The following is a 19340-nucleotide window of genomic DNA, read 5'->3' as shown; positions in this document are numbered from 1 at the left end:
TAGGGGTGCGGACAGGTCAGTTGAGGCTGTCGGCCAGTTGGCGTGGTTCGGTGACCTCGCGGTGGTGCAGCAGCGAGAAATAGCGTCGCAGCATCAGCGCGGCCGTCGCGGCCAGCCCCGCGGTCAGACCCCACCACACGCCGCGCGCGCCCAGACCCAGCGGGAAGGCGAGCAGCAATGCGGTCGGCAGTCCGACGACCCAATAACCCACCAGCGACAACCGGAAGCCGGCCCGGGTGTCCTCGAGCCCACGCAGCAGGCCGTTGCCGATGTTCTGCGCGGCGTCGAAGAACTGCAGGACGACCGCGATGAGTAGCAAGCTGTGCGCGAGGTCGACGGTGGCCCCGTCGCGTCCGCCGAGAAATGGGCGCAGCACCAGATCGGGTGCCGCGACGTACAGGACGCCGACCACCGCGGCCACCACGGCCGCCTGCCGCAACACCAGCCAGGCCAGGTGGCAGGCGCGGCGGAACTCCTCGCGGGCCACAGCCCGGCTGACCAGGATCGAGACCCCGTGCGAGAGTCCCACCGCGACCTGGAACACGATGTAGACGAGTTGATACACCACGTTGTGCGCGGCCAGCGCCGCCGGGCCGAGCGTGCCCATCGCCAGGGCCAGTACCGAGAACATGCCCGCCTCGGAACCGTAGGTGAGTGCGATCGGCGCGCCGAGCCGCAGTTCCGCGGTGACCGTTCGCCGGCGTACCGGCCACATCCGCAGCGGCAGCGTCGGCCCCAGCGCCGCGTCGCGGCGCACCATCACCCAGAACACCGCGAAGGTGACGAGGAAAACGACCGAGGAGGCCACGCCGACGCCGGTCAGGCCCAGTGCGGGCAGCCCGGCCCAGCCGTGGATCAGTGCCAGCGCGACCACCGCGTTCACGGCGACCGAGCCGAGCGTCACCACCAGCAGCGCCTGTGGCCGTTGCATGCCGACGGTGTACTGGCGCAACGCCTGGAACCACAGGCAGGGCAGCAGGCCGGGGGCGAGCGCCACCATCATCGGCCGGGCTTCGGCCAGCACCGTGGCGTCCTGGCCGAGCCACTGCAGCGACCAGCCCAGGCCGACCAGGATCAGGCCGCCGAGCATCCCCGCCGCCGTCGCGATGAGAAAACTCGAGCGGACCACGTCGCGGATCTCGGGCTCGGGGCTGCGGCGCTGCTTCTCGGCCCGGCTCACCACGGTTGCCACCTGGTTGCCACTGGCGGTGATCAGCCCGACACACATGGTGCGGATCTGGTTGAACAACACCAGTGCCAGCCCGCCGGCCGCCACCTGGTCGACGCCGAGGCTGCCCATCAACGCGATATTGGTGGTGGAGATCGCGACCTGGGCCAGCTGGGTCAGCGCGATGGGCGTCGCGAGCGCCGCCAGCCGGCGCCCGTCGCCGCGGGGTGCGGCGGCGGTCATGCCCGGACCTCCCCGGCGACGGGCGGATTCATCGCGCCCCCACGAGATTTCGCGCCTCGGACGCGGCCGGAGCTACCGGGGCATAGCGGTCCAGCAGGTCGGTGACCGCGTGCTCGGCGGTGCGATCGAGCAGATCGCGATCGCTCATCCATTCGTCGTCGAAGACGGTGTCGAGGTACTTCTCGCCGCCGTCGCAGACGATGGTGACGATCGTCGAGCCCGGTTCGAATTCGTCGAGTCGCTGCAGCGCCACATACACCGAGCCGCCCGCCGATCCGCCGATCAGCAGGCCGCAACGCTGCGCGACCGCGCGGGCGGTGGCGAAGGCGTCCACGTCCGAGACGGTGACCCCCTCGTCCAGCAGCGAATAGTCCACGGCCGTACCCACGGTCGCGCCGGGCGGGGTGCCGGTGCCGGACTGCCAGTACGGTCCGCCCGGCCCGCCGAACGCGATCGATCCGACCGGTTCCACCCCGATCACCCGTGCCGGATGACCCAGGTCGCGCAGCCGCCGCGCGGTGCCGAACAGCGATCCGCCGGTGCCGACCGCGGACACCAGGATGTCGACATGTCCGAGATCGGCCAGCAACTCCTCCGCGACCGCGTAGTAGCCGACCGGATTGGCCTCGTTGTTGTGCTGTTCGGTGAAGTAGGCGTCCGGGCGCGCGGCCGCCATCGCCTCGGCCAGGTCCTCCCGGGCGGAGGTGGCCAGGCTGTCGTCGCCCTCGGCGGCGACATAGACGAGGTCGGCACCCATGGCTCGCATCGCGCGCAGTTTGTCCTTACAGGCGTGGTGATCCACGACCGCGGTGAATCGATAGCCGCATTCGGCCGCGACCACCGCCAGTCCCAGCCCGGTATTCCCGGATGTGGACTCGATAATATGTCCGCCATCTCTCAGCAAACCTCGGCGTTCGGCTTCGAGCACCATTTCGCGGGCCATCCGGATCTTCGCCGCGCCGGTCGGATTGAACTGTTCGAGTTTGAGTAGCAGCCGGGTGCCGCCGTCGGTGACGGCCAGTTCGAACAGGGGAGTGTTTCCGATCAGGTCCGTCACGCGCGTGACGATCGGCATGCGAGTCTCCTCGGAGTGTGGTGGGAAGGGGAGTGTGGTGGGAAGGGGAGTTATCGTTCGAGCGCCCAGCGCAGCCGCGGCGGCTGGGCCGGATCCGCGTCGGGGCCGCTCGACAGCAGCACCTTCGGCGGGATGGGGAGATCGTGGAACGAGGATTCGTTCGAATCCATCTGATACCCGGCGGTATTGGGATAGACGAGCAGATCGCCGACCACGGCCGGGCGGGGCAGGGGAATGCGCCGCCAGCTCAGCATGTCCGATTCCAGGCAGGTCGCGGCGCCGACGCAGGCGGGGGTCACCTCGCCCGGACGCGTCGGCCACAGCACCGGATCGGGCAGATATTCGCTGTCGAACCACTGCTCGGACAGACTGAGGCTGGAGCCGTCGACGGTGAGCACCTGATAGGGAAGTGATTGTGCCTCACGGGTTTTCACACCTTGGACGCGGAACACGGTACTTCCCGCGCGGTCCAGCAGCGCGCGCCCCGGCTCGATCGCGAGCCGGATGGCATGGGCTCGTAGAACTTTTGCCAGATCGCCGTGGTCGAGGATGGCGGCCAGCGCGGCTGGTCCGGCCGGGCGCTGGTGGTAGGGATAGTACGAATCGAATGTCTTGTCCGCGTGGAACCAGTGCGGGCCGCGCTCCTGCGTGAAGGCGCGCCAGGCCGTGTCCGGCAGGTACTCCACGCCGAATCCGCCGCCGATGGAAATGGTGGTGACCGGATGTCCGAGGGCGCGGGCGTGCCCGCAGCGGTCGACCACCGCGGCCGCCAATTCCGACCGGGCGATCGGGTCGTAGCCGGAGAGGTGAAAGCTGAATCCCTCCACCCGGATCGGCGCCGGATCGGTGCGGTGCAGCACGGTGTCGAGTTCGATGTCGGTCATGCCGAATCGGCTGGTCGAATTCGGGGGGAGTACCCGCAGCAGCACGCGGGCGGTGGCGCCGAGGCCGGTCAGCCGGGCGAGTTCGCCGGGGTCGTCGACGGCGATCAGGGCGCCGTGCCGGGTGGCCAGCCACAGCAGCTCATCGGATTTGGCCGGTCCGGTCACCACCAGATCGTGGCCCCGGATGCCGTGTGCCAGAGCCGAACTCAGCTCGCCGACGCTGGCGACATCGGCGCCGGCGCCGTGTTCGGCGCACATCCGCACCACGGCTGCGGACTTGTTGGCTTTCTTGCCGTAGTAGATCACGCCGTCCACGCCGTGGCGCCGGAACTGCTCGCGGAAGCCGTCGATATTCACTCCCACCCGCTCCGGATACAGCACGTGGAACGGGCCGCCGACCGCGTAGGCGATGTCGTCGAGCAGATGGGCGTCGGCCAGCAACCGGCGCTCCCATTCGTCCCGGTGTGCCGGGAGGGGCGGTGCCGTGATCGAGGCGGAGTTCCGCGCATCATCGGGCGCTCGTGTAGTCCGGCTCGCGGTCACAGCGTCGTCTCCGATCGCGCGACGCCGGGAAAGTGCGCCCCGGTCAATCCCACAGCGGCACCTCCGTGCCCCGGCCCTCGGCGATGGCGCGCTCGGCCAGCGCGTGTGCGACGGCGATATCGGTGAGGACCAGGCCGCTGTTGTAGACGAACAGGCGTTCGTCGGCACGGGTGCGCGCGGTCGCGCGGCGGCCCAGAATCGCCGGCAGTTCGGCGTCGACCGAACGTAGCCGACCGTCCGGCCCCGCCATATCGGTGCCGGTCAACGCCATCTGCTCGGCGCTGGTGGCCACCACGCGATCGGCATCGGTGAGCGTCGAGGGCGCGAGTCCGTAACCGACCAGCACGGCCACCGAACCCGGTGCCAGATCGTCGGATTCGAGGGCGACCTGCGTGCCGGGCCCGGCGGTCGCGAGCACCACATCGGCCGTCGCCGCCGCGGCGCGCGGATCGTCGACCACGTCGAGTTCCAGGTGCGGGGCGTGCGCGCGCAGGTGGGTGCCCACCGCTTCCAGACCCTCGGGATGGGTGCCGTACACCATCAGCCGGTTCAACTGCGGATTCGCGGCGAGCAAGTGCGGCAGCGCGTTTCGGCCCTGGGTGCCGGTCCCGATCAGCAGCACGCTGCGCGCGCCCGGCCGCACCGTCTCGCGCACCAGCAGCGCCGACACCGCGGGTGTGCGCAGCGCGCCCACCCGCGCGCAGTCCATCATCGCGATCGGGGTGCCGGTCGCGTCGTCGTAGAGGGTGATGGTGGTGTAGTAGCGCTTGGTGCTGCGGTCGTGGCTCGGATCGAATTTGTACGAGGTCTTCATGGCGACCACCCGGCGGCGGCCGTCGCGCCCGAGCATCGCGTACGCGACCGACCAGCCGTCCGGATGCGCCACGCCGAGCTTGCGGGGGTTGTCCGAATCTCCCTGTGCCAGGGCAAGATAGGCGTCCTCGACGGCGCGCACCACCTCGTTGGGCGCGATCGGGACATCGGCGAGATCGCTGCGGCTGAGTACGCGCAACGGGGTGGGGCGGCTGCTCACTGCGTTCCTCGGTTCACTGGTCGGTCCATCGGGGCGAGATAGTCGGTGCCGCAGCTGGATTCGGCGCGAACGGCCGCACCGTCCGCTGTCCGTATCCGCTTTCGCCGGCCTCGGCCGGCGCGCGGCGGCGTGCCAGCCGGATGTTGACCCGTTTGAGCCAGCGGTCGGTCCCGTCGTATCGGGGCGTGAACGGAACCCGGCCGTGCACGACGACATCATTGTCCATCAGCAGCAATTCGCCCGGCTCCAACACCGCGCGGTGACACACGCGCTCCAATTCCGTGCCGAGATGGGCGTAGGCGCAACGATATTCGGGGACGGCATCGTCGAGCGGGGTATAGGCGGGGTCGTAGCGCAGGGTCGGCCCGCCGTCGCCGGCGGTCACGGTGGCCACCGGGGCGGGGCGGTGCTCGCTGAAATCCTCGCCGTAGGAGACGTCGGGCAGGATCGGCAGGGTCGGTTCGGTGAGCAGCCTGCGCCCGTCCGCGTCCAGGTTCACCTGACGGACCGAGGAAATGGTGGTACCCACCCGATCGGGATTGCGCAGACAGCCGAGCAGCAGCAGATGCGCGCGTTCGGGATGGAAGGCGTCCTCGGTGTGCGGGCTCAGCAGGGTGGTGCTGCTGGCGCCCGACTGTTCGTGTTCGTGCCCGGGCGTGGGGAGGATGTTGTTGACCAGCCGCCCACCCTGCTGGCCCTGCCAGCCGAACGGTTCGCCGGCGCACCGGGCGAGCAGCAACAGGGCGATATCCAGGCGAAACGACGCCGGGCACGCCGGTTCGGCGGCATGGGACCAGTCGGGCGGTGTCGGGCCGAGTTCGTCGTCGCGCACCGGCAGGCGGCCGATGATCGCCGCGCCGGCCGGGGTGTCGGGCGGTCGCAACGCGGTTCGCACCGCGGCGGGAAGGTCGGCGGCGTAGGCGTCGACGAGCCGGATCAGCGCCGGATCGGAGAGGGTGCGCCGGATCGGCGCGGAGCCACCGGGTGAGTGGTCGAGTGTGATCGCGATCTCTTCGGCCGAACAGAACACGGCCGCCGCGGCCTCGGGTGCGAGCGTGCGGCGGTCGATCGGTTCGGGTTCTTCGTGCTGGGGTGTCTTACGTTCGCGGAGAACGTTTTTCACCAGGAGTTCCCTTCCTCGCAATGGGGATGAAGCAGGTGGTGAAGACTCGGACTGCGAAGTTAGTCGCTCTGTTGATCTTAAGCAAGGCTTACCTAAAGTACGCCGTTGGCCATAGCGTTTCGGTATGGAACAGTTGCGGGGAGAGGTAGCTGATCGTATGCCGCCGGAGTCGAGTGCGTTGTCACGGTGCGTGCCATCCGCGCGCGAATCTGGATGATGGAAACGTGCGTTCGACCATCCCCGGATTCCGGCCCCTCGCCTTCGCCGCTGTCGCGGCGGTCGCGCTGCTGTCCGGATGTGCGGGAACCGACAACCTGCCCCCGATCCCGGACGGTATCCCGCCCGGTGCGGGGTCACCGGTTCCCCCGATCGACCTCGATGCGCCCGGTCGCAGTGCCGAACAGTTGCGTGGCTGGGCGCAAGCGCAGTCGGATGCGCTCGGCATCCCCACGGTCGCGCTCGAGGCCTACGGATACGCGGCCGAGGTCATGGCCCGTTCGCGTCCCGACTGCGGAATCGGCTGGACCACGATCGCGGGCATCGCGCGGGTGGAGAGCAAACACGGCCGCCACGGCGGTTCCGACCTGGATGCCGACGGTGAGGTCCGCCCGCCGATCCGCGGCATCCCCTTGGACGGATCACCCGGTGTCGCAAGGATTCTCGACGACGAGGCCACCGCACGCACCGGCAATCCGGTCTACGCGCGCGCCGAGGGGCCGTTCCAATTCCTGCCCGAAACCTGGCAGCACTGGGGTGTGGACGCCAACGGGGACGGCCGCGCGGATCCGGACAGCATCGACGACGCCTCGCTGACCGCCGCGCGCTACCTGTGCGCCAGCGGCGGCGATCTGCGCACCCCGGAAGGCTGGCAGAAAGCGGTGCTGACCTACAACCAGTCCACGACCTATATGGCGACGGTCCGCACGAAGGCGGCGGCATACAGCGTCGGACGCCGGGCCTGAGCTCCGCGCGCCGGCCAACCGCTGGTGCGGACGTTCGAACCGGCAGCTACTGCTTGCATGCGCGAACGACCGGGACCGCGTGCCCACCTGTGTCGTGCGGCCCGGGTCGTACCCATTAGGCTCGCAAGCGCACGGGCCCGCCGTGCGACCTGCTCATGGACGGCGGTGGGCAGGGCCCCCGAATTGATTGCCAGCAGCCGAAGGAGTGTCGTTTCGTGGCCATCATCGAACAGGTCGGAGCTCGCGAGATCCTGGATTCACGCGGTAACCCCACCGTCGAGGTCGAGATCGCTCTCGACGACGGCACGCTGACCCGCGCGGCGGTGCCGTCCGGCGCCTCCACCGGCGAGCACGAGGCCGTGGAGCTGCGCGACGGCGGCGACCGCTACGGCGGCAAGGGTGTCCGCAAGGCGGTCGAGGGCGTGCTGGACGAGATCGCACCGGCCGTGATCGGCCTGGACGCCGTCGAGCAGCGCACCGTCGACCAGGTGCTGCTGGATCTGGACGGCACCCCGGACAAGTCCCGCCTGGGCGCCAACGCCCTGCTGGGTGTATCGCTGGCGGTGGCCCGCGCGGCCGCCGAATCCTCGGGCCTGGAACTGTTCCGCTACCTGGGCGGGCCGAACGCCCATGTGCTGCCGGTGCCCATGATGAACATCCTCAACGGTGGCGCCCACGCCGACACCAGTGTCGACGTGCAGGAATTCATGATCGCCCCGATCGGCGCGCCCACCTTCCGCGAGGCGCTGCGCTGGGGTGCGGAGGTCTACCACGCCCTCAAGGCCGAGCTGAAGTCCAAGGGCCTGTCGACCGGTCTCGGCGACGAGGGCGGTTTCGCCCCGGATCTGGCCGGCGGCACCCGCGAGGCGCTGGATCTGATCGCCTCGGCGATCGGCAAGGCCGGCTACAACCTCGGCAGCGATGTCGCGCTGGCTCTCGATGTGGCCGCGACCGAGTTCTACACCGCCGGAACGGGCTACAAGTTCGAGGGCACCGAGCGCACCGCCGAGCAGATGGCCGAGTTCTACAACGACCTGCTGGGCGCGTACCCGCTGGTCTCGATCGAGGACCCGCTGTCGGAGGACGACTGGGACGGCTGGGTCGCGCTGACCGATCTGATCGGCGACAAGATCCAGCTGGTCGGCGACGACCTGTTCGTCACCAACCCGGAGCGGCTCGAGGACGGCATCGCCAAGGGCGCCGCCAACGCGCTGTTGGTGAAGGTCAACCAGATCGGCACCCTGACCGAGACGCTGGACGCGGTCGAGCTGGCCCACCGCAACGGCTACAAGACCATGATGAGCCACCGCTCGGGCGAGACCGAGGACACCACCATCGCCGATCTGGCGGTCGCGGTCGGCAGCGGTCAGATCAAGACCGGCGCCCCCGCCCGCAGCGAACGCGTCGCCAAGTACAACCAGCTGCTGCGCATCGAGGACGCGCTCGGTGATTCGGCTCGCTACGCCGGTGACGTCGCATTCCCCCGGTTCGTCTTCGGGGGGTAGTAGCCTCGTCAACGGGTGTGGCGTGCGGGGCCGGTCGATACCGCGGCCGGTCACCGCGCGAAACCGTTGCGCTGTGCGGTCGAATCGCAGCGCCGCTATGGAGGCAGGCGATTTCGAGGTGTGGGGATGACGGAGCGACGGGCGCGCGGCACCAGTCCGGCAGGACGCGGTGACCGCCGCTCGACGCGCTCGCCCCGGCCCGAACGGGCCGCGAACGGCTCCACGCGCACGTCCGCGGGTAAACGGGCCGCGCAACGACGTTCGGCCGGCGCGAAGTCCGAACCGCGCACCACGCGCGCGAGGTCGAAGAAGTCCGAGGATCGCCACGATCACCGGATTCTGGGGCTGTCCACCGGGCGCGCGGTCATCCTGGCCGCGGTGCTGTGCGCGCTCGCGCTGACCCTCGCCGTGCCGATGCGCACCTATTTCAGTCAACGTTCGGAAGCGGTGCAACTGGCCGAACAGCGCCGCGATCTGGAAAACGATCTGACCCGGTTGCGCGACCGCCGTGCACAACAGGAAGATCCCGCCTACATCCGCTCCGAGGCGCGCGACCGGCTGCGGCTCGTAATGCCCGGCGACACCGCCTACATCGTGCAGGTGCCCGGTATCGAGCAGCCCGCGGTGCCGGTGCCGACGAGTCAGGCCCGCCGCCCCGATCCCTGGTACACCCAGCTGTGGCGCAGTATGTCCGAGCCGCAGCCCACCACCCCCACCACGCCGGCGCCCCCGCCGCCCCCTCCACCACCCCCGCCCCATCCTGAAGGAGAACCCCGGTGACCGACCCCGCTACGCCCGAGCCTTCGTCCGGCGAGGCGGGTGCCGAGCAGGGTGCGCCCGCGGAGGCTGATCTCGAGATCGTGGCCCGCCAGCTCGGCCGTGAGCCACGCGGGGTGCTCGCGATCGCCTATCGCACGCCCGACGGCCAACCGGCGGTCGTGAAGACCGCGCCGCGCCTGCCCGACGGCACCCCGTTCCCCACGCTCTACTACCTCACCGATCCGCGCCTGACCGCCGAGGCGAGCAGGCAGGAGGCCGCCGGGCTGATGCGCGGGATGACCGAGCGCCTGGCCGCCGACCCGGAACTGGCCGCCGCCTACCGCGCCGCGCACGAGAGCTACCTGGCCGAGCGCGACGAAATCGAATCGCTGGGAACGGATTTCAGCGGCGGCGGGATGCCGGAGCGGGTCAAATGCCTGCACGTGCTGATCGCGCATTCGCTGGCCAAGGGCCCGGGGCTGAATCCGCTCGGTGACGAGGCGGTCGCGCTCGCGGCCGATACCGGACTGCGCGGCACGGCGATTCCGCAGGATTGGCCGAAATACGAGCAGTATCAACCGAATACCGATGCGGGAGACAGCGATGAGTGACCGGGTTGCCGCCGTCGACTGCGGCACCAATTCCATCCGGCTCCTGATCGCCGATGTCGGCGCGGACGGCCACCTCACCGACGTGCACCGCGAAATGCGGATCGTGCGACTCGGCAAGGGTGTCGACGCCACGGGGGAGCTGAATCCGGAGGCGATCGAACGCACCCGGGTCGCCCTGCACGATTACGTCGACCGCATGGTCGACGCGGGGGTGAGCCGGGTGCGCATGGTCGCCACCAGCGCCACCCGCGACGCGCGCAATCGCGACGATTTCTTCACCATGACCGGGGTGGAGCTGGGCCGCGTCGTGCCGGGCGCCCAGGCCGAGGTGATCACCGGTGACGAGGAGGCGCGGCTCTCGTTCGCGGGCGCGGTCGGCGAATTGTCCAGTGCCGAAGGGCCGTTCGTCGTCGTCGATCTCGGTGGCGGGTCCACCGAGGTGGTGCTCGGCGACAGTTCCGGCGTGCAGGAGGCCTACTCGGCGGATATCGGCTGTGTGCGGATCACCGAACGCTGTCTGCACGGCAATCCGCCGACCGGTGAGGAGGTCGCGTCCGCGCGGTTCTTCGCCTCGCAGCAACTGGCTCAGGCCTTCGGCGTGGTTCCGGTCGAGCGCGCCCGCACCTGGGTCGGCGTGGCCGGCACCATGACCACGATCGCCGCCGTCGCGCTGGACCTGCCCGAATACGATTCGGATCGGGTGCATCTGACCCGTCTCACGTTCGATCGGCTCCGCGAGGTCTGTCACCGCCTCATCGGGATGAACCACGACGAGCGCGCGGCCCTCGGCCCCATGCATCCGGGGCGGGTCGACGTGATCGGCGGCGGTGCGGTGATCACCGAGGTGCTGGCAGATGAATTGGCGCGCCGGGCGGGGATCTCCGAGTTGATCGTGAGCGAGCACGACATTCTCGACGGTATCGCGCTGTCGATCGCCTGAGGGGGCGGGCCGGAGGCGGCAGCGCAGCGTTACCACGCAGGTCCGGACCCTCAGGCGCGAACCGGCACCGCCTGAGGGGGGCGGGCCGGAGGGGTGCCCCGACACCCCGCGTGATCGGCGATTCCCCCGATCGACGTACCTCGTTGCTGGACAATTGCGTCTCATGAGCAGGGTGGAACCCGTCCCGGGAGAGCAGGCGTCGCCGGAGACGCGCACGATATTCGGCCATCCCATCGGGCTGGTCAACTTGTTCGGAGTGGAGCTGTGGGAACGGTTTTCGTTCTACGGCATGCTCACCATCCTCGGGTACTACCTGTACTACTCGCTGACCGACGGCGGGCTGGGACTGGAGAAATCCACCGCGACGGGCATCGTCGGCGCCTACGGCGGGCTGGTGTATCTGTCGACCGTGCTCGGCGGCTGGCTGGCCGACCGGGTGCTCGGGATGGAGCGGACCGTCTTCTACGGCGGCGTGGTGGTGATGGCCGGGCATATCGCGCTGGCGGTGCTGCCGGGCCTGAGCGGTGTCGGCGTGGGGCTGCTGCTCGTCGCGCTCGGTTCCGGCGCGTTGAAGGCCAACGCGTCCTCACTGCTGGGCACGCTCTACGAGAAGGGTGACCCGCGCGCCGACGGCGGTTTCACGCTGTTCTATCTCGGCGTGAATCTGGGCGCTTTCGTCGGCCCGTTGATCACCGGGCTGCTGCAGACCCACCTCGGGTTCCACTACGGATTCGGGGCGGCGGCCGTCGGCATGGCGCTCGGACTCACCCAGTACGTGATCTTCCGGCGCAATCTGGGTACCCACGGGCGGGAAGTGCCGAACCCGTTGCCGCGCAGCCAGATCGGCAAGGTGATCGCCTTCGTGCTGGTGATCGCGGTGGTGGTCGCCCTCGCGATGTGGACCGGACTGGTCCGGTTGTCGAATCTGTCGTGGGTAACCACCGGCGTGATCGCGGCGGTATCGATACTCTATTTCGGATTGATGTTGACCAGTCCGAAAGTGGTTGCGGTGGAACGAGTCCGAGTGCGGGCCTTCATACCGCTGTTCATCGCCAACGCCGTGTTCTGGTCACTGTTCCAGCAGATCTTCACGGTGCTGGCCGTCTACTCCGACGAGCGGATGAACTGGACGCTGTTCGGCTGGACCGCGCCGGCGAGCTGGATCGGCTCGGAGGAACCGATCTGGGTCATCGTGCTGTCGCCCTTGTTCGCGCTCATGTGGACCCGTCTGGGCACCCGAGCCCCCACCACGCCCCGAAAGTTCGCCTACGGCGTGATGGGGATGGGCGCGTCGTTCCTCCTGTTCGTCCCCCTGGCCGCCTTCGACGACAAAACCGTTCCCGCCCTGCTCGTCTTCGTCATCCTGGCCGGCTTCGCCATCTCCGAACTGCTGCTGTCCCCGATCGGCCTCGCGGTTACCACTCAGCTCGCTCCCGAGGCCTTCCGAGCTCAGATGATGGCGCTTTACTTCTTCTCCGTCGGCATCGGCACCTCGATGTCCGGCGTCCTGTCCGGGTTCTACGACACCAGCCACGAAGTCGCCTACTTCGGCATCACCGGCCTGGTCGCGATCGCAGTGGGAATCATCGTTTACTTCCTAGCCCCGCAGGTCAGCCGCTTGATGGAAGGCGTGCACTGAGCAAATCCCCGGACAATTCCGAGACGGACGTACGACTTAGGTACGCTATCCCAGCCGCCCCCGTAGCCCAATTGGCAGAGGCAGCGGACTTAAAATCCGCACAGTGTCGGTTCGAGTCCGACCGGGGGCACCGAAAAGGTGCCCGGTGGACCCGCAGGTTGCCCTGGTCAGGGCCATGTGGCCGGATATGGAACCCCGTCGTGCGTCGCTGCGTCCTATAGTCCGTAGCGAAGTTGTCTGTCGAGCGGGAGGACGTCGGGTGCAGCGACGAGTAGCAGGGGTGGCGGTCGCTATCGGGGCGGTGCTGGCGGTGATGACAGCTGGGTGTAGCTCGACTACAGACGGTGCGGCTACCGCGACAACCAGCGATGCTGCTGCGGCGCTGTGGGATCCGTGCACGGGAATTCCTGATTCGGCGTTGACCGCGGCTCAGGTTGATCCCAGCACGAAGCAGTCCGGGATCGCGGGCGTCCATCAGTCGGGTTGGGAGATCTGCGCGTGGAAGGGCGCGAAGTACTCGATCTCCGTCTACTCCACCGCCAAACATTCGCCCGCAGAAATCGCGAACAAGGGCGGCAACATCAACCAGCAGTCGGTCACGATGGCGGGGCGCCAGGGCACTCAATTCGGAGAGCAAGGGGCGGACCGAAACTGCGATGTCGTGTTCCAAACCGCGCACAGCTCGGTGCAAATACAGGTGGTCGGGCGGTTATCCGACGACGTGCCGATCGCCCCGTGCCCGACGCTCGCCAAGATCGGTGACGCGATCGTACCGTCGATTCCGCAATAGATAAGGGGGACAATGGCGATGGCGGGGAGTGACCTTGATGCTTGGCAACAACAGGCGGCGGCGGCTCGTGCGGGGGAGCTCTATCTTGACGACGAGCAAGTAGCCCGGGAGTGCTTGGCGGCGTGCAATAAGCGCATCGAAGAGCTGGAGAACATGAACCTACTAGTCGGGCAGGTCAAGGCGGTTTCCGGCTTCGGCGATTTCGATATGGGTCACATGCTCGAGGGACAGTTCAAACTTCAGGCCACCGGCGATGACAACTCCATAGACAAGATCATCGCGGACCACCTCGAGACCGTGAAAAATATGCGGGAGGTCATGGCGATTTCGCTGGCTCGGCTGACCGGTCAGGACTATACGAACTCGACCACGCTGAGCGGGATCATCGACCAGAACCCCGCGCCGAAGAAGTAGCCGGGTCGAGCCTTTCGGACCGGGATCCCCTGTAGCCCTTGCTATTCGGGAAACCATGGAACGAGGTTCTCGCCGATTCGCGCCAGTATCTCACACGGATCCGGCGGATTGTCCAATGCTGCCCGGACCAGGACCTGCAGCTGGATGACACCCTGCTGGGCAGGGAACACGATGTTGCAGTTCAGATGCTTCGACGCGCCAGCGACTCTGAACCGCCGACCGCTGCGGCCGGTGATCGTCACGTCAGCGAAGTCGACATTGCCGGGCTTGTTTTCGAACTGATCGACCGTGCGTGCGGTCGAGTACACGGTGATCGCATACTCTGGCCCGCGCCACCCGCCGATCTTCCAGCCGCTCTGCTCGATGCCGGCGATGCCGGATTCCCTACTCGCGGTGTCGACGTTCGATGCGTGCAACGCTTCGTCGGGTATGCCGGTACAGGGGTCCCACAGGCCGGCCGCCTTGCCGGCGAGGTCCATTCGCCAGGCAGGAAGTTCGGCGTTCAATGTTCTCGTCCTCCTTGGAAAGTTGAGCTCGGGCAGTGTCGGCCCGAGGCGAGTACGCACAACGGAGCTGGTTGCGTGGAGCGTGGTGGCGGCGATGTTCCGTGCTGGACCTTCGACCGTCACGCCCGAGAATTGCTGCGGGACAGAGGCTCTCGCCTACCGTCTGGTGGCCCAGCGGGCGAAGGAGAGCCGGGGATGGACGGTTTCTACGTCGGCGATCATCATCAGCGCGTTCAGGGTGAGAAAGTCGAAATGCTCAGTGGACGGGGCTATTACGGCTTCGGCGCCGGTGGCGCGGACCTGGTCGGGTAGGGGGATGCGGCTGGATTCCGGGGGCCAGACCAGGCGGTAGCCGAGGCGGGCGGCCAGGCGGCGTACTTGGGCGGTGTCCCAGTCCGGGGCGGTGGATTCGGGATGGACCCAGCCGAGCGCGATCGGGTGGGTGGGCGTCACCGCTGGGAGTCCTTGCGGCGGCGTTCACCTCGCAGGGGTAGACGCGCTAAGGCGAAGGTCAGTCCGAGCAGTGCTGCGATGAGCAGCAACAAGATCCAGTCACAGCCTTTCATAACGCACCCCTCCATCCCCTCGGTCGGTAAGGCGCCCACCGCCGAGGAGCCGGGGGTTCGGCCGGCTACGGACTCGGCGATGGGGCCGTAGCTCAAGGTATGAGACGAGTCACGCGTCGTCTGTCCTGAAAGGACAAGCGTGACAGCGGAATGCCTGCGGGATCGGCACTCGCGGGCAGTGCTCGGGCTCGGAGGCTCGGGACCAGGCGTGCGGGCTCAGCGCGTGGGTCGGTGTGCAGACTCTGGCCTCGACACTTGCGGGACAAAGAGTCGGCGCTCGAACTCGAGGTGCGGACTCGACGCTCGGACTCGACGCTCGGACCTGGCGCGCGGGGCTGCGCTCCGGCTCGGTGCTCGGGTTGGGCGCGCGGTGATTGTGAGGCGGTGGTTTCGAAGCCGCGCGCCGTTACACCATGGCTCCGGTTGGCCGGTCCCAACGGGATCGCGTGGAGTGGTGAATTATTCGTGCAACCGGCCTTGATTCTGCGGTTTTCTCGCATTCGTGCGGAGGTTTGCGCGATCTGTTCACCCCATCGACGCTCGGATCCGCTGTGCAGGGACAGCGTGCGGACTCGCCGTGTGAGTCCAGCCGTACGGTTAGCGGCGGGTCTCGCCGGAGTCCGGGGCGATGCCGATTCGCCATGCCAGGCCGCGTAGTTCGCGGCCGCCTGCATCGCGGCGGGCGGCGCGGAGTTGGTCGGCTATCGCCTCCCGCACGAACAGGTCACTGCGGATACGTTGTGGCGCAAGCTGTTCTGCTTTCAGCAGTGTTGCGACGCCGGAGTCACGTGTTTTCGCTTCTGCGAGCATGACCCGCCCGGCCTCCGAGTAGAAACCGGCGAGGCGGGCGCGATCGGGAATCGCCTCGATACCGATGCCCGAGATGGCCTCGAGCGCCTTCGGGCCGTCGCCGAGCTCCATCCCGACCGAGGCACGCCAGACCGCAACATTGGTGCGGCCGAACCACATACGTCCGAAGCTGCCGACATCGGAATCCATCCGTTCGGCTACTGCGGCCGCCTCGTCGAGATGGGTCGCCGCAGTCGTCCGGTCCGATTGCACAGCCGCCGCCAGCGCTGCCGAAAGGTGCAGCATTCCATAGGATTGCAAGACGGTCTCGTCGTTCAGTGACGATGTCAGTTGGTCGGCGGTCGCGACCGCACGGGCGTAATGCTGAGGCCGGGACAGCGAGCCGGACACGTTGTTACGCATCCACATAGCCGCGCCGCGCCACTCGGGCAGATCCAGTTCATCTGCGGTAGCTTGCGCTGCTTTCCCGGCAAGCAGCGGCAGGCCGCGGGCACCGAAGCGCTTCGTCATCACCATCACCGCGAACAAAGCGCCGATGATGCCGCACAGTATCGGTTCGCGGTACTCGGGGCGCCGCACATACAAGGCGTGCAATTCGAGCAGCAGTGGGGGCGCCATTCGTGCGATGCTCTGATAGTCACCAGCACCTCGCCGCTCCTCGAGCTTTGCGAGATCAGCGGCAACGGCGGGCCATTGCCGAGTCGCTACGCCGGGATCTTCTCCCAGCTCGCACGCGTCGAGCGCCTGCTCCGCATCAGCAATTCCTCCGTACGCTTCCGCGCTGGGTCCCTCGGTGACCTCCCATGGTCGTCCGGTGAACTCGCTCGGTGCCACGCGTAGTGCGGCCGCGATCGCTTCGAGGGTGCGACGGTTCTCGAGCGACTTCTCGCCTCGCTCGAGTTTTCCCAGGTATCCGTAGGAGATTCCGGCTAGTCCGGCGGCGGCTTCGAGGCTCAGTCCGCGCCAGGCGCGGATTTCGCGCAGGCGGCGGCCGAGGTCGTTCGGCGGGATACCGCTGTCGTCGTATTTCTTCCCCACACCCATGGTTACCACGCTACGGCCAGTTGCTCGTTCGTGCAGCGAGTCCGCTGGTATCCGCGGTGATCGTCAGGCAGTGTGGTTTCGAAGCCGCGCCGCCCTCTCACGCTACCCGAGATCCGCCGTCTCCTTGTGAAACTCATTCTGCGACACAGTAATCCGTACGCAAAGTGCGTTGCAGCATTAGCCGGAGCGCATTCGGTAGGGACCGGTCAAGCCTTCGGTACCGGGGTGTTATGGCGGGCGGCGACCCACCAGCGGTGGTTTTCCTTGACCAGAACATAGAGGGCGACCATCGCGGGATCCTTGTCGATGAGTTCTCCCTCGGCGGTGGTCGCACGGGCGACTTTGTGGACGACTGCGACGTCTGGACGCAGGAAGCCGATGTCGCCCACGTCGTAGCGCACGTACTCGTTCTTCAGGAATCCCGCGAGACCACGTTCGGCGGCCTCGAGCAGAGAGTCATACCCGGTGATCACCATGCCCACTGCGTTGCCCGCCGACGCATTCGCGGTGAAACCGCTTACCATCAGTTCGGCATCGTTGGTGTTGTAGCCGGTCTCGACATCGGCTATCAGCTGTTCGATCGCGGCGACGTCGGCAGCGTGGTCGGTTGTCGTGTCTTCGACAGCTGGCCGTCCGGATGTTGTTGCAGTCATGGCCACCAGTCTGAAACCTCGACAGCGCTCGAGGTCAAGTTCTGGATTCCGCGATGGACGACAGCGCGGTTCCAGTCCAGTCCGGATTCATCGTCGAGCAGGATCGATCACACGCGCTGCGCCTCCAGCAGGTGAACGGGGTGGGGGCGATGTCGAGACCTGTCACGCGGTAGCCGAGTTCTGCCAGGTGGATGGCGGTGTCTCCGGGGCCGCACCCGACGTCGAGAACGTCGCCGGTGATCCGGCCGGCGCGTTCCAAGGCGGTGAGGAGCGGTTGGGGGCGGCCGATGCCCCAGGGCGGTTTCTCCAGGCTGAGGCCGGGGGTCAGGGCGGCGGTACGAATCCACTCTGGTCATGGCTACGTTGGCGCCGGCGATGGAGACCGCCGGAATCCCGCAGTCGTGGCTCACCTTCCCGATCGGAACCCTGAAACTTGCCGGTGCGGCCGGGCTGCTGCTGGGGGTGCTCGGGGTGCCGTACGTGGGTACGGCCGCCGCGATCGGCCTGGTGCTCTACTTCGTCTGCGCGGCCTATACCCACATCCGCGTCGCCGACTATGCGCAGACCTTCTACCTGGCCGTGGGGGTGTTCCTGCCCCTGGCCGTCGCCTGTGTGGTGTTGCAGCTCGCCGACCAGCGCATCTGACATGGAGGGGATCGGTGGCCCTGTGATGAACCAGAGCCCCTGCCCGGATGAGCAGGGGCCCGCGGACTATCCGTTCAGCAAGCCCTTCGCGATGTGCGTCACCTGGATTTCGTTGCTGCCCGCGTAGATCATCAGCGACTTCGCGTCGCGGGCAAGCTGTTCCACCTTGTACTCGGCCATGTATCCGTTGCCGCCGAACAGCTGGACGGCCTCCATAGCGACCTCGGTGGCGGCGCGGGAGGAGTAGAGCTTCATGGCGGACGCTTCGGCGAGGGAGACGGATTCGCCGGCGGCGGTGCGTTCGATGGCGTTGAAGACCATGTTCTGCACGTTGATCCGGGCGATTTCCATTTCGGCGAGCTTGAGCTGGATGAGCTGGAAGTGGCCGATCTCCTTACCCCACAGCGTCCGCGATTTCGCGTAATCGACACAGAGCCGGTGACATTCGTTGATGATGCCCAGCGCCAGGGAGGCGATGCCGATGCGTTCGGCGGCGAAGGATTCCTTGGCGCTGTCCTTGCCGTCGCCCTTGGCGGGATTCTCGGTTTCGCCGAGCAGTCGATCGGGCGTCAGGCGGACGTTGTCGAAGACCAGCTCGCCGGTGGGCGAGGAATTCATGCCCATCTTCTTGAACGGCGCGCTCTGCACGAAACCGGGCATGCCCTTGTCGAGGACGAAGGTCAGCACCTTACGGTCGCGGCGATCGGTGCCGTCCTCCTCGTCGAGTTTGGCGTAGACGACGGTCACGTCGGCGTACGGGCCGTTGGTGATGAAGGTCTTGCGGCCGTTGAGGATGTAGTCCTCGCCGTCGCGGCGGACGTAGGACTTCATGCCGCCGAACGCGTCGGAGCCGGAATCGGGTTCGGTGATCGCCCAGGCCCCGACCTTTTCGAAGGTCACCAGCTCCGGCAGCCAGCGCTTCTTCTGCGCGAGGGTGCCGCGGCTGCGAATGGTGCCGACGGCCAGGCCGAGACTCACGCCCATCGATGCCACCAGGCCCAGGCTCACTCCGGCCAGCTCGCTGTTGAGGATGACGCCCATACTGCCGGAACCGCTGAAACCGCCGGACTTCCCCGGCGTTCCGGCTTCCTCGCGGGCCAGCGATTTCGCCAGGCCCTCGCGGGCCATCTCGTCGAGGCCGAAGGTGGCATACAGCTTGCGGATGATGTCGAACGGCGGCAGCGCTCCGCTCTCGAGCCGGTCGACATGCGGTTCGATCTCCTTCTTGATGAAGCCGCGCACGGCGTCGCGAAGCATCAGATCTTCGTCGGACCACTTGTACATGTCGTCAACTCCCGAGTATCGCCGGAACGGTCACCTCGAATATAGAACACGTTCTAGTTCGGAACGGTTGCCGCGTCGTCGTCGCGGAGGTGTCCATACGACCCGAGCCGGCGAAATCGACTCTCCCCACGGCTGGTGCTCGA

The 19340-nt window shown here is 67.5% G+C and carries 20 protein-coding genes and 1 tRNA gene; 10 read left to right on the top strand and 11 right to left on the bottom strand.

Going from position 1 to position 19340, the window contains the following annotated elements; translation table 11 throughout:
* Window positions 1-16: 16 nt before the first annotated feature.
* From NA3_RS17685 to NA3_RS17665, 5 genes are all read right to left on the bottom strand, one after another.
* Entirely contained in the window at window positions 17-1411 is a 1395-nt protein-coding gene (locus tag NA3_RS17685) for an MATE family efflux transporter (RefSeq protein WP_062964746.1), read from the bottom strand.
* A gap of 28 nt (window positions 1412-1439) precedes the next feature.
* Window positions 1440-2486, bottom strand: coding sequence for a PLP-dependent cysteine synthase family protein (locus NA3_RS17680; protein ID WP_062964745.1), 1047 nt, complete (start codon window positions 2484-2486; stop codon window positions 1440-1442).
* Between the two features lie 50 nt (window positions 2487-2536).
* On the bottom strand, window positions 2537-3811 hold the full coding sequence (locus NA3_RS17675) for a type III PLP-dependent enzyme domain-containing protein (protein WP_227995560.1): 1275 nt from the start codon (window positions 3809-3811) through the stop codon (window positions 2537-2539).
* A 145-nt stretch (window positions 3812-3956) separates the two neighbouring features.
* Window positions 3957-4946 (bottom strand): ornithine cyclodeaminase family protein, encoded by a 990-nt coding sequence (locus NA3_RS17670; protein ID WP_174561089.1) that lies wholly within the window; start codon window positions 4944-4946, stop codon window positions 3957-3959.
* Window positions 4947-4959: 13 nt separating this feature from the next.
* Window positions 4960-6069, bottom strand: coding sequence for a TauD/TfdA family dioxygenase (locus NA3_RS17665; protein ID WP_062964744.1), 1110 nt, complete (start codon window positions 6067-6069; stop codon window positions 4960-4962).
* Between the two features lie 224 nt (window positions 6070-6293).
* Here NA3_RS17665 and NA3_RS17660 point away from each other — a divergent pair, with 224 nt between their 5' ends.
* The 9 genes from NA3_RS17660 to NA3_RS17620 all read left to right on the top strand — a co-directional run bounded on the left by NA3_RS17660 (window position 6294) and on the right by NA3_RS17620 (window position 13689).
* Complete coding sequence (locus tag NA3_RS17660; RefSeq protein ID WP_227995559.1) at window positions 6294-7031, top strand: lytic transglycosylase domain-containing protein; 738 nt, start codon at window positions 6294-6296, stop codon at window positions 7029-7031.
* A 215-nt stretch (window positions 7032-7246) separates the two neighbouring features.
* Entirely contained in the window at window positions 7247-8536 is a 1290-nt protein-coding gene (gene eno, locus NA3_RS17655; protein WP_062964743.1) for a phosphopyruvate hydratase, read from the top strand.
* A 126-nt stretch (window positions 8537-8662) separates the two neighbouring features.
* Window positions 8663-9316 carry an FtsB family cell division protein gene (locus NA3_RS17650; RefSeq protein WP_062964742.1) on the top strand — a complete coding sequence of 218 codons (654 nt, stop codon included), beginning with the start codon at window positions 8663-8665 and terminating at the stop codon, window positions 9314-9316.
* Window positions 9313-9906 (top strand): DUF501 domain-containing protein, encoded by a 594-nt coding sequence (locus NA3_RS17645; RefSeq protein WP_062964741.1) that lies wholly within the window; start codon window positions 9313-9315, stop codon window positions 9904-9906. Before NA3_RS17650 ends, NA3_RS17645 begins: the two co-directional genes overlap by 4 nt.
* Window positions 9899-10846, top strand: coding sequence for a Ppx/GppA phosphatase family protein (locus NA3_RS17640; RefSeq protein ID WP_062964740.1), 948 nt, complete (start codon window positions 9899-9901; stop codon window positions 10844-10846). Before NA3_RS17645 ends, NA3_RS17640 begins: the two co-directional genes overlap by 8 nt.
* Before the next feature lie 163 nt (window positions 10847-11009).
* Window positions 11010-12485, top strand: a complete 1476-nt coding sequence (locus tag NA3_RS17635; RefSeq protein ID WP_062964739.1) for a peptide MFS transporter — start codon at window positions 11010-11012, stop codon at window positions 12483-12485.
* A 56-nt stretch (window positions 12486-12541) separates the two neighbouring features.
* Window positions 12542-12615: transfer RNA gene (locus NA3_RS17630), tRNA-Leu, on the top strand.
* 150 nt (window positions 12616-12765) lie between these two features.
* On the top strand, window positions 12766-13275 hold the full coding sequence (locus NA3_RS36060; RefSeq protein ID WP_167355007.1) for a DUF3558 family protein: 510 nt from the start codon (window positions 12766-12768) through the stop codon (window positions 13273-13275).
* A gap of 12 nt (window positions 13276-13287) precedes the next feature.
* Window positions 13288-13689 (top strand): hypothetical protein, encoded by a 402-nt coding sequence (locus tag NA3_RS17620; protein ID WP_062964737.1) that lies wholly within the window; start codon window positions 13288-13290, stop codon window positions 13687-13689.
* 41 nt (window positions 13690-13730) lie between these two features.
* Here NA3_RS17620 and NA3_RS17615 read toward each other — a convergent pair whose 3' ends face one another.
* The 5 genes from NA3_RS17615 to NA3_RS17595 all read right to left on the bottom strand — a co-directional run bounded on the left by NA3_RS17615 (window position 13731) and on the right by NA3_RS17595 (window position 17527).
* Entirely contained in the window at window positions 13731-14318 is a 588-nt protein-coding gene (locus tag NA3_RS17615) for a DUF3558 domain-containing protein (protein ID WP_157126572.1), read from the bottom strand.
* Window positions 14319-14351: 33 nt separating this feature from the next.
* Window positions 14352-14648 (bottom strand): hypothetical protein, encoded by a 297-nt coding sequence (locus tag NA3_RS17610; RefSeq protein WP_062964735.1) that lies wholly within the window; start codon window positions 14646-14648, stop codon window positions 14352-14354.
* A gap of 710 nt (window positions 14649-15358) precedes the next feature.
* A complete protein-coding gene (locus NA3_RS17605; protein ID WP_062964734.1) occupies window positions 15359-16615 on the bottom strand; it encodes a helix-turn-helix domain-containing protein in 1257 nt (418 codons plus the stop codon).
* 206 nt (window positions 16616-16821) lie between these two features.
* Window positions 16822-17268: an SgcJ/EcaC family oxidoreductase gene (locus NA3_RS17600; RefSeq protein WP_062964733.1), complete on the bottom strand. Its 447-nt coding sequence runs from the start codon at window positions 17266-17268 to the stop codon at window positions 16822-16824.
* A gap of 34 nt (window positions 17269-17302) precedes the next feature.
* On the bottom strand, window positions 17303-17527 hold the full coding sequence (locus NA3_RS17595; RefSeq protein WP_062964732.1) for a class I SAM-dependent methyltransferase: 225 nt from the start codon (window positions 17525-17527) through the stop codon (window positions 17303-17305).
* Window positions 17528-17622: 95 nt separating this feature from the next.
* Here NA3_RS17595 and NA3_RS17590 point away from each other — a divergent pair, with 95 nt between their 5' ends.
* On the top strand, window positions 17623-17913 hold the full coding sequence (locus tag NA3_RS17590; protein ID WP_084491648.1) for a DoxX family protein: 291 nt from the start codon (window positions 17623-17625) through the stop codon (window positions 17911-17913).
* Window positions 17914-17979: 66 nt separating this feature from the next.
* On the opposite strand, the gene NA3_RS17585 is transcribed toward NA3_RS17590, so the two are convergent.
* Window positions 17980-19197, bottom strand: a complete 1218-nt coding sequence (locus tag NA3_RS17585) for an acyl-CoA dehydrogenase family protein (protein WP_062964731.1) — start codon at window positions 19195-19197, stop codon at window positions 17980-17982.
* Between the last annotated feature and the right edge of the window lie 143 nt (window positions 19198-19340).

It is taken from the genome of Nocardia africana NBRC 100379, assembly GCF_001612635.1.
Classification (GTDB): domain Bacteria; phylum Actinomycetota; class Actinomycetes; order Mycobacteriales; family Mycobacteriaceae; genus Nocardia; species Nocardia africana.
This window is presented reverse-complemented; position numbering and strand designations above follow the sequence as displayed.

What these genes read in the sequence shown, in the direction of transcription:
- NA3_RS17600 (WP_062964733.1), bottom strand. Translation starts at nt 17,268, where the DNA reads ATGACTGCAACAACATCCGGACGGCCAGCTGTCGAAGACACGACAACC.
- NA3_RS17640 (WP_062964740.1), top strand. Translation starts at nt 9,899, where the DNA reads ATGAGTGACCGGGTTGCCGCCGTCGACTGCGGCACCAATTCCATCCGG.
- NA3_RS17605 (WP_062964734.1), bottom strand. Translation starts at nt 16,615, where the DNA reads ATGGGTGTGGGGAAGAAATACGACGACAGCGGTATCCCGCCGAACGAC.
- NA3_RS17590 (WP_084491648.1), top strand. Translation starts at nt 17,623, where the DNA reads ATGGCTACGTTGGCGCCGGCGATGGAGACCGCCGGAATCCCGCAGTCG.
- NA3_RS17685 (WP_062964746.1), bottom strand. Translation starts at nt 1,411, where the DNA reads ATGACCGCCGCCGCACCCCGCGGCGACGGGCGCCGGCTGGCGGCGCTC.
- NA3_RS17620 (WP_062964737.1), top strand. Translation starts at nt 13,288, where the DNA reads ATGGCGATGGCGGGGAGTGACCTTGATGCTTGGCAACAACAGGCGGCG.
- NA3_RS17585 (WP_062964731.1), bottom strand. Translation starts at nt 19,197, where the DNA reads ATGTACAAGTGGTCCGACGAAGATCTGATGCTTCGCGACGCCGTGCGC.
- NA3_RS17650 (WP_062964742.1), top strand. Translation starts at nt 8,663, where the DNA reads ATGACGGAGCGACGGGCGCGCGGCACCAGTCCGGCAGGACGCGGTGAC.
- NA3_RS17680 (WP_062964745.1), bottom strand. Translation starts at nt 2,486, where the DNA reads ATGCCGATCGTCACGCGCGTGACGGACCTGATCGGAAACACTCCCCTG.
- NA3_RS17635 (WP_062964739.1), top strand. Translation starts at nt 11,010, where the DNA reads ATGAGCAGGGTGGAACCCGTCCCGGGAGAGCAGGCGTCGCCGGAGACG.